We start from the raw sequence: 9,016 nt of genomic DNA, 5'->3' as shown, positions 1-9,016 counted from the left end.
CGTGCTGGCCGCCCACCACCGCAACCCGTTGGACGTCGCGGCCCTTCTCGACCGCGTCGGCATGTCCGAGGTGGCCCGGGTCCCCTACCGCCGCCTGTCCGGCGGACAGCGCCAACGCCTGTCCCTGGCTATGGCCCTGGTCGGCCGTCCGGAACTGGCCTTCCTCGACGAGCCCACCGCCGGCCTGGATGTGCAGGCCCGCCGGGCCACCTGGGAGCTGGTCGAGGAGCTGCGGGCGTCCGGGGTCACGGTGGTGCTGACCACCCACGCCATGGACGAGGCGGAACGGCTCGCCGACCACGTCGTCATCGTCGACCACGGCAAGGTCCTCGCGGCGGGCTCCCCGGCCGAGCTGACCAGCGGCGGCGCCAGGGGGGAGCTGCGGTTCCGGGCGCCGGCCGGTCTCGACATCGACCGTCTGGCGCTGGCCCTGCCGGGCGGCACCATCGCCAAGGAGGGACCGCCGGGACGCTACGTTGTACACGGTGATGTCGACCCGCACCTGCTCGCCGCGGTGACCGCATGGTGTGCGAGCAACGGCGTGATGGCCGAGGACCTGCAGGTGGAACAGCGCAGTCTTGAGGACGTGTTCGTGGAACTCACCGGCTCGGCGTTGCGGCCGTGACGACCGACGCGGGCATGCCGATCGGCAAGCAGACCGGGAAACCGACCGGCGCCGCCGAACCCGACGCCGGTGTGCGACAGCCGCTGGACCTGCGGCCCGCGCCGGGCGCCGCGAGCCGGTGGAGCATGCTGCGCGCACAGACGATGATCGAGCTGAAGCTGACGCTACGGCGTGGGGAGTCAGTGCTGCTCACCCTGGTCATCCCGGTCGGCCTGCTGCTGTTCTTCACCGCCGTGGACGTGCTTCCCACCGACGGCGGCCGGTCGGTGGACTTTCTCGTTCCGGGCGTCCTGGCGCTGGCGGTCATGTCGACGGCATTCACCGGGCAGGCGATCGCGACCGGTTTCGAGCGTTCCTACGGCGTGCTCAAACGGCTCGGCGCAAGCCCGCTGCCGCGGTCGATCCTGCTGGCGGGCAAGACCCTGGCCGTGGTCGCCGTGGAGATCATCCAGGTTGCGGTGGTGGTCGCCGTCGGGTTTGCCCTCGGCTGGCATCCGCACGGCTGGCCGCTGTGGACGGGGCTGCTCCTGCTGGTGGCCACCGTCGCGTTCTGCGGCCTGGGGCTGCTCATGGCGGGCACCCTGCGGGCCGAGGCGACGCTTGCCGCGGCCAACGGCGTCTACCTGCTGCTGTTGCTCGTCGGCGGGGTGATCGTCCCGTTGTCCCGGCTGCCGGGCTGGCTGGAAGCGGTGGGCCGGGCGCTGCCCACCGCGGCCGCCTCCGACGGTCTGCGCGCCGTCCTGCAGGACGGTTCCGGTCTGCCCGCCGGTGATCTGGCCGTGCTGTGCGCCTGGGCGGTCGGTTCCCTGGTACTGGCGTCCCGGACGTTCAAATGGGAGTGAGGTCCGAGACGGACGCCGGGAACGGACGTCCAGAAATGACGTTCGGGACGGACGTCCCCATAGCGATGATCTCGAACCCGAACTTCTACAGCCGGTAGTATCTGCGGGGATGAGCGTGCGGCAACCCCTGCAACTACCCACGGTGAGACCGGTGGTCTTCCGGCGGCTCACTCGCATCAGCGTCATCCTGCTTGCGCTGATCGTGGTCACCGGCGGAGCGGTCCGGCTCACCGGCTCCGGGCTCGGTTGCCCCACCTGGCCCAGATGTGGCGAGAACTCGTTCGTGACGCAGTCGGAGTACGCCGCACACGGCTGGATCGAGTTCGGCAACCGGCTGCTGACCACCGCCGTCGGGCTGATGATGCTCCTACTGCCGCTGGTGTCGTTACGACTCGGTCAGCGCCGCCGCGACCTCGTCCTGCTCTCGTTCGGGTTGTGGCTGGGGTTCCTCGGCCAGGTGCTGCTCGGCGGTCTGACCGTCCTGTTCAAACTGCATCCCGCGCTGGTGGCAGGACACTTCCTGCTGTCCATGCTGCTGCTGCTCGATGTCGTGGTGCTCGACCGCCGGGCCCGCTCGGGCCCGGGCGTGGTACGTCCGGCATGCGGGCGCGAGCTGCTCGGGCTGGCACGGCTGCTGGTGGCCGTCGCCGGGGCGGTACTCGTCCTCGGCACGGTGGTCACGGGAACGGGACCGCACAGCGGGGACTCCACCGAGGCGAAACGTTTCGGATTCGACATCACCAACGTCGCGCAGCTACACGCCGATGCCGCGATGCTCCTGGTCGGGCTGGTCGTCGCGACGGTTCTCGCGGTACGTGTCGGTGGCGCGCCGCGGGAGGCGGTCCGCGCGAGCACCGCACTCGCCGTCATCGCGATCGCCCAGGCCGGCGTCGGGTTCACCCAGTACTTCACCGGGATCCCGGTCGGGCTGGTGGAGCTGCACATAGCCGGGGCCACCGCGCTATGGATCGCCGCCCTGCGCGTCTGGCTGGCCATGGTCGAGCGCCCGGCACCGGTCGACCTGCCCGTACCGGCGACAACCGATCCCGCCGACGCGATCGAACCAGCGGTGGTATGAGGGAAACAGCAGGTGGAAGCTGTAGGTGGAAATCCCTGTCATGACGACCGCAACCACCTGCGGCTTCCACTAGATCACGGCGGCCAGCGCCACCGCGACGAACAGGAGCGTCAGGTAGGTGATGGACATGTGGAACAGCCGCATGGGCCGGATCTCCCCACCGCGGCGGACGGACCGGACCAGCCGGTGCGCCTCGGCGAGGAACCAGCCGCCGAGCAGCACGGCCACGACCAGGTAGAGCCATCCCGTGTCGGCGACCGGGACGAGCAGCAGGGATGCGGCAACCATCGCGTACGAGTAGCCGAGTATGCGCCTGGTGACCACCGCCGGTGACGCTACAACCGGCAGCATGGGGATCCCGGCGGCGGCGTAGTCGTCCCGGTACTTGATGGCCAGCGCCCAGAAGTGCGGCGGGGTCCAGAAGAAGATGACCGCGAAGAGCAGCACGGCAGGCCAGCCGACCGTGCCGGTCACCGCGGACCAGCCGATGAGCACCGGGAAGCAGCCGGCCGCGCCACCGATGACGATGTTGGACGGACTACGGCGCTTGAGTCCGAGGGTGTAGACGAAGACGTAGAACATGATCGCTCCGTCAGCGAGCAACGCCGACGGCCAGTTGACCGCAAAACCGAACAGCAGGGTCGCGGCGACACCCAGAAGGATGCCGAACCGCAACGCCTCGGCGGGAGTGACGCTCGCCCGCACCAGCGGCCGCTGGCGGGTACGCGCCATCACCTGGTCGATGTCGCGGTCGATGTAGCAGTTGAACGTGTTGGCGCTGCCCGCCGCGAACGTCCCGCCGACCAGCGTCGCAAGTATCAGCCACGGTGAGGGCAGGCCGCGCTCGGCCAGCAGCATGACCGGGACCGTTGTGATCAGGAGCTGTTCGATGATCCGCGGCTTGGTCAGAGCGAGATAGGAACGCGCGAGCGCCCGGAGCGGACGCCGGGACCTCGCCGGCCCAGTTGCTCCGCTCGGCCCACCGGAGGCCGACTGCGCGGGCGTGGTCGGCTTCGGCAGGCCGGCTACCGGCGTGGACGCGGCCAGGGCGGACAGGACGACCTCGCGATCGGCGGGAGACACATGGGCACCCGCCCGGACTCGGGCCCCGTGGGCCGGGGCTTCGCGGCGTGGTTCTACGACGTGTCGGAGTCTAACCGCCGGGTGCCGCACCAGGCGCGCGACCCGTCCAAAACAAGATCTTTCTGTTCGGTCGACACCCACCGGGCACGCTCCGCACCAACACGAACGATCTATATGACTTCTGGCCGGCGTAGCCGACAACACCGCCGATGCCGACGACACCGCCGAGACCGCCGGCCGGCACCCGAAAGAATCATCGAGTGGATAACCCGTAAGACAGTGTTCTCGCTAACTTTCCCTGGGCTTCGCGGGCTATCCGGGCACGGGGGTGAGGGGAGCGCGAGAGGGTAGGTCCATCCCTACCGGCAGGGTGGGTCCATCCCCACCGCCACGGTCTGGCGCTGACCGGCATCGCGCACTGACGGACAATCGCGTGACAACCGGCGGCGCCGAACCGTCCACCAGCAGCACGCCAGCGCTTCCGGAGAGGACGTCACACCACAATGACCGACCCCTTGGCTCAGCTGTCCGCCGCCGAAGTGGCGGTCTGGCTCGACGACATCAGCCGGGACCGCCTGCGGACCGGCAGCCTCGCCGAGCTGGTGCGTACCCGCAGCGTCGTCGGCGTCACCAGCAACCCGACCATCTTCCAGAAGGCGATCAGCACGGGATCGGCCTACGACGAGCAGCTGCGCGATCTGTCCGTCCGCGGGGTGGACATCGGTGAGGCCGCCCGCGCGATCACGACCGCGGACGTCCGCGCTGCCTGTGACGTGCTGCGTCCCGCCTACGAGGCCAGCGGCGGCGTGGACGGCCGGGTGTCGATCGAGGTCGACCCGCGCCTTGCCCACGAAACCGAGCGCACCGTGGCCGAGGCCCGCGCGCTGTGGTGGCTGGTCGACCGGCCGAACCTGTTCATCAAGATCCCAGCCACGCTCGCCGGACTGCCGGCGATCACCGCCACACTTGCCGCGGGTATCAGCGTCAACGTCACACTGATCTTCGGACTTGACCGCTACGACGCGGTGATGGACGCCTTCATGACAGGCATCGAGCAGGCCGCGGCGGCCGGGCGGGAGCTGTCCAGCCTCGCCTCGGTCGCGTCGTTCTTCGTCAGCCGGGTCGACAGCGAGGTGGACCGCCGGCTGGAGAAGATCGGTACCGCCGAGGCCAAGGCCCTGCGGGGCAAGGCCGCGATCGCCAACGCACGTCTGGCCTACCAGCGTTATGAGAAGGCGTTCGCGACCGAGCGCTGGTCGGCCCTTGCCCGCGGCGGCGCCAGGCCGCAGCGGCCACTGTGGGCGTCGACGTCCACGAAGGACCCGGCCCTGCCGGATACGATCTACGTGGAGGAGCTGGTCGCCCCGGGCACGGTCAACACGATGCCGGAAGCGACGCTGCATGCCTTCGCCGACCACGGGGTAGTCAGGGGCGACACGATCAGGCCGTACTACGACGACGCCCACGCGGTGCTGGCGCACCTGGCCGGCCTCGGTATCTCGTTCCCCGATGTCGTCGAGGTGCTCGAACGCGAAGGCGTGGAGAAGTTCGTGGACTCCTGGAACCAGTTGCTCGCAGCCGTCAGGGAACAGCTTGAAGCCGCCGGCAACTGATCGGGAATGATCATCAGCTGACAGACCGTTCCGCGAAAAGCCAGATGAAGGAACCCCGCAACAACGAGGAGGGGAGTTCGGGTGACGCCAACGGTGAGCGCCAACCCGCTGCGAGACCCGCGGGACCGCCGGCTGCCACGCCTGCCCGACCCATGCGCGTTGGTGGTCTTCGGGGTCACCGGCGACCTGGCCCGCAAGAAGCTCATCCCGGCCGTCTACGACCTGGCGAACCGAGGTCTGCTGCCGCCAGGCTTCGCGCTGCTGGGTTTCGCCCGGCGCAACTGGAACGACGGCGACTTCGCGCAGATCATCCGGGAAGCCGCGGAGAAGGGCGCCCGGACACCGTTCCGGGAGGAGGTGTGGGACCGCCTGGCCGCGTCCGTGAAGTTCGTCCAGGGGTCGTTCAACGACGACCAGGCGTTCGACACGCTTGCGCAGACCCTGCTCGACCTCGAGCGGACCCATGGGATCCCGGGTAACGCAGCCTTCTACCTGTCCATCCCACCGTCGGCATTTCCCGTCGTCCTCAAGCAGATGCAGCGCACCGGGATGGCCTCGAACGAGGCGTCCGGCGGTTGGCGGCGGGTCGTGGTGGAAAAACCCTTCGGCTACGACCAGGAGTCGGCCCGCTCCCTCAACGAGCTCGTCGACGACGTGTTCACCGCCTCCGACGTGTTCCGCATCGATCACTACCTGGGCAAGGAGACCGTCCAGAACCTGCTGGCGCTGCGGTTCGCCAACACCCTGTTCGAGCCGATCTGGAACTCCCACTTCGTCGATTCCGTCCAGATCACCATGGCCGAGGACGTCGGTATCGGCTCGCGTGCCGGTTTCTACGACGAGACCGGCGCCGCCCGGGACGTGCTGCAGAACCACCTGCTACAGCTGCTGGCGCTCACCGCCATGGAGGAGCCGGTGAGTTTCAACGCCGAGGCCATCCGGTACGAGAAACTCAAGATTCTGCGGGCCATCTCGCTGCCGGCCGACCTCGCCAGCTATGCCATCCGGGGCCAGTACGAGCAGGGCTGGCTCGCCGGCCAGCGAGTCCGGGGCTATCTGGAGGAGGACGGCGTCCCCCCGAGCTCTCGGACGGAGACCTTTGCCGCCGTCCGGCTCGGGATCGAGACCCGCCGGTGGGCGGGTGTCCCGTTCTACCTGCGCACCGGCAAACGGCTACCACGCCGGGTGACCGAGATCGCCGTTTCGTTCAAGCCGGCTCCGCACCTGCCGTTCGACGTCACCGACACCTCCGAGCTCGGCCACAACCAGCTGGTGGTGCGGGTCCAGCCAGACGAGGGCGTGACGTTGAAGTTCGGATCCAAGGTCCCGGGTTCGGCGATGGAGGTCCGCGACGTCGCCATGGACTTCCTGTTCGGCGAGGCGTTCACCGAGTCGCTTCCCGAGGCGTACGAACGGCTCATTCTCGACGTGCTGCTCGGGGACGCGACGTTGTTCCCGAACAACGCCGAGGTGATCGAGTCGTGGCGGGTGATCGACCCGATGGAGGACTTCTGGGCCGGCTCCGTACCCCACCCCTACCGATCGGGGACGTGGGGACCGGCCGCCGCCGACGAGATGCTCGCCCGTGACGGGCGCTGCTGGAGGCGACCGTGAGGCCGCCGGTGACGATCCCCCTCGCACCGGCACCGGCACCGGCGGCCGAGTGGTCGCCGGCCCCCCGGACGACATCGAGGAGGCGACCGTGACAACCCTCTGGGACACGACCGGCACCGACGTCGTCAAGGCACTGGCGGCCGAACGGCGCTCAGCCGGGGCGCTCGCCTTCGGCCTGGCCCTGACCCTGGTGGTCGTGGTGGACGAGAAGCACGTCAGTGCCGCCGAGAGCGCGGCGACAACAGCGGCGGCAGCCCATCCGTGCCGGCTGCTCATCGTCGTGCGCCGTCAGTTGGACGCCCCCACTTCGAGGCTGGACGCCGAGATCTCCATCGGCGGGCGGCTCGGGCCCGGCGAGGCCGTGGTCATGCGGATGCACGGCCGGCTCGGCCTGCACGCCGAGTCGGTGGTGCTACCGCTGCTCGCACCGGACGCGCCCGTGGTGACCTGGTGGCACGGCGAACCCCCGGACCGCATCGCCTACGACCCCCTGGGGGTCTTCGCGGATCGGCGGGTCAGTGACGCGGACGCCTCCCCCGATCCCGTGGCGGCGCTGCGCCGGCGGGCGGCGGACTTCGCGCCCGGCGACACCGATCTCGCATGGACGCGACTCACCGGCTGGCGGACGCTGATCGCGGCCGCCTTCGACTCGATCACCGAGAGACCGCGGTCGATCACCATCGTGGGCGGCGAGGCGGACCCCAGTGTCTGCCTGTTGTCCGGCTGGTTCACCGACCGCCTGGACGTTCCGGTCGCCGTGGCCGAAACGCCCCAGCGTGGACCGGTCGAGGTGAGCGTCCACTTCGACGACGGCGAGCTGGCCCTGACGCGCCAGGACTCCCACACCGCGGTGCTACGACGGCCCGGTCGGCCCGACCGGGCCCTGCCGCTGCCCGAACGCGGCCTTGGTGACCTGCTGGCCGAAGAACTGCGCCGGCTCGACCACGACGCGCCCTACGCGGACGCGCTGTCGGCCTGGAGCGGGATAAAAGCTCTGGCTTCCCGGTCGGCGATCCGCGAACACATCTGGCGCGACCCGATGGCGGACACCGCGGACATCACGGACACTGCGGATACCGTGACCAGCACGGACACGACGGACACGACGGGCCCGGCGGACGCGGACGCCACGGCCTCGGTGAGCACGAACCCGGCGGACACCGGCGCCGGGGCGTCCGGCTGATGAGCGCGTCACCCGAGGTCGTCATCCATCGCGACCCGGACCTGCTGGCCGCCGCGACCGCAGCCCGGATGATCATCATCATCCTGGACGCGCAGGCCGCCCGCGGCAGCGCGTCAGTGGTCCTGACCGGTGGCGGTATCGGCGTGGCCACGCTCCGAGCGGTACGCGACAGCCCGATCGTCGAAGCGGTCGACTGGGGACGGGTGGACATCTGGTGGGGCGATGAACGCTTCGTGCCCGCCGGTTCAGCCGACCGCAACGATCGCCAGGCCCGTGACGCCCTGCTCGACGTCCTGCCCCTTGACCCGGCCCGGGTTTTCACGATGGGCAGCGCGGACACCGCCGTCGCCGGCGGCCCCGAGCCGGACGCCGAGGCCGTCGATACGGCTGCGGTGGCGGATGTGGCTGCGGCGGATGTGGCTGCGGCGGCCGAGGCGGCTGCGGCCGATTACGCGCGGCTGCTCGCCGGCCACGTACCGACCGGAACGACCACGGACGCGGTGGCAGTGGCGGTGCCGTCCTTCGACGTGCTGCTGCTGGGAGTCGGGCCGGATGGGCATGTGGCCTCGCTCTTTCCCGGTTCCCCGGCCGTCCACGCCCGTGCTGCCACTGTCGCGGTGTACCAGTCGCCGAAGCCGCCGCCCACGCGGATCTCGCTCACGCTTCCCGCGATCCAGGCCGCGCGCGAAGTCTGGCTCCTCGCCGCGGGCGAGGCAAAGGCGGACGCGGTGGCGAGCGCGTTCTCCGGCGCGAGCCCCACCGAAATCCCAGCGGTGGGAGCATGCGGCAGGCAACGCACGTTGTGGCTGCTGGACCGGGCCGCCGCGGCCGGACTCGCCATCACCGCCGGAGCATCGCCGGTGCACGAGGGTTCGACAGGTTAGGCGCACCCGAGCACGGTGGCCTCCTGAGTCCTGACGGCAGAGCCAGCCGGCATGGCAGACAGGCGAGCAGGGCAAAACAGGTAAGGCACAGGCG

At 70.0% G+C, this 9,016-nt stretch carries 8 protein-coding genes; 7 read left to right on the top strand and 1 reads right to left on the bottom strand.

All coding sequences use genetic code 11. The features are described 5' to 3' along the window. The 3 genes from CV1CTNOD_RS08150 to CV1CTNOD_RS08140 all read left to right on the top strand — a co-directional run. A partial coding sequence (locus tag CV1CTNOD_RS08150) for an ATP-binding cassette domain-containing protein (protein ID WP_242606487.1) occupies positions 1 to 625 on the top strand: 625 nt, incomplete at its 5' end. A gap of 125 nt (positions 626 to 750) precedes the next feature. Next, a complete protein-coding gene (locus CV1CTNOD_RS08145; protein WP_242606492.1) occupies positions 751 to 1,467 on the top strand; it encodes an ABC transporter permease in 717 nt (238 codons plus the stop codon). 109 nt (positions 1,468 to 1,576) lie between these two features. Further along, entirely contained in the window at positions 1,577 to 2,545 is a 969-nt protein-coding gene (locus CV1CTNOD_RS08140) for a COX15/CtaA family protein (protein ID WP_165485381.1), read from the top strand. A 69-nt stretch (positions 2,546 to 2,614) separates the two neighbouring features. Here CV1CTNOD_RS08140 and CV1CTNOD_RS08135 read toward each other — a convergent pair whose 3' ends face one another. After that, positions 2,615 to 3,628: a heme o synthase gene (locus tag CV1CTNOD_RS08135; RefSeq protein WP_131785536.1), complete on the bottom strand. Its 1,014-nt coding sequence runs from the start codon at positions 3,626 to 3,628 to the stop codon at positions 2,615 to 2,617. A gap of 503 nt (positions 3,629 to 4,131) precedes the next feature. Between CV1CTNOD_RS08135 and tal the strand changes: the two genes are divergently transcribed. The 4 genes from tal (at position 4,132) to pgl (ending at position 8,922) form a co-directional block, all read left to right on the top strand. After that, positions 4,132 to 5,241: a transaldolase gene (gene tal, locus CV1CTNOD_RS08130; protein WP_131785535.1), complete on the top strand. Its 1,110-nt coding sequence runs from the start codon at positions 4,132 to 4,134 to the stop codon at positions 5,239 to 5,241. Between the two features lie 81 nt (positions 5,242 to 5,322). Beyond that, complete coding sequence (gene zwf / locus CV1CTNOD_RS08125; protein WP_131785534.1) at positions 5,323 to 6,855, top strand: glucose-6-phosphate dehydrogenase; 1,533 nt, start codon at positions 5,323 to 5,325, stop codon at positions 6,853 to 6,855. Between the two features lie 88 nt (positions 6,856 to 6,943). Beyond that, complete coding sequence (locus tag CV1CTNOD_RS08120) at positions 6,944 to 8,038, top strand: glucose-6-phosphate dehydrogenase assembly protein OpcA (protein ID WP_131785546.1); 1,095 nt, start codon at positions 6,944 to 6,946, stop codon at positions 8,036 to 8,038. Continuing rightward, the gene (pgl, locus tag CV1CTNOD_RS08115) at positions 8,038 to 8,922 is read left to right on the top strand and encodes a 6-phosphogluconolactonase (protein WP_131785533.1); all 885 of its coding nucleotides are present in this window, start codon (positions 8,038 to 8,040) and stop codon (positions 8,920 to 8,922) included. The genes CV1CTNOD_RS08120 and pgl overlap by 1 nt, the downstream gene beginning before the upstream one ends. Positions 8,923 to 9,016: the final 94 nt, after the last annotated feature.

Origin of the sequence: Protofrankia symbiont of Coriaria ruscifolia, from assembly GCF_900634745.1 — a bacterium.
Taxonomy (GTDB): domain Bacteria; phylum Actinomycetota; class Actinomycetes; order Frankiales; family Frankiaceae; genus Protofrankia; species Protofrankia californiensis.
The sequence above is the reverse complement of the archived record's forward strand: the minus strand, read 5'-3'. Positions and strand labels throughout refer to the sequence as shown.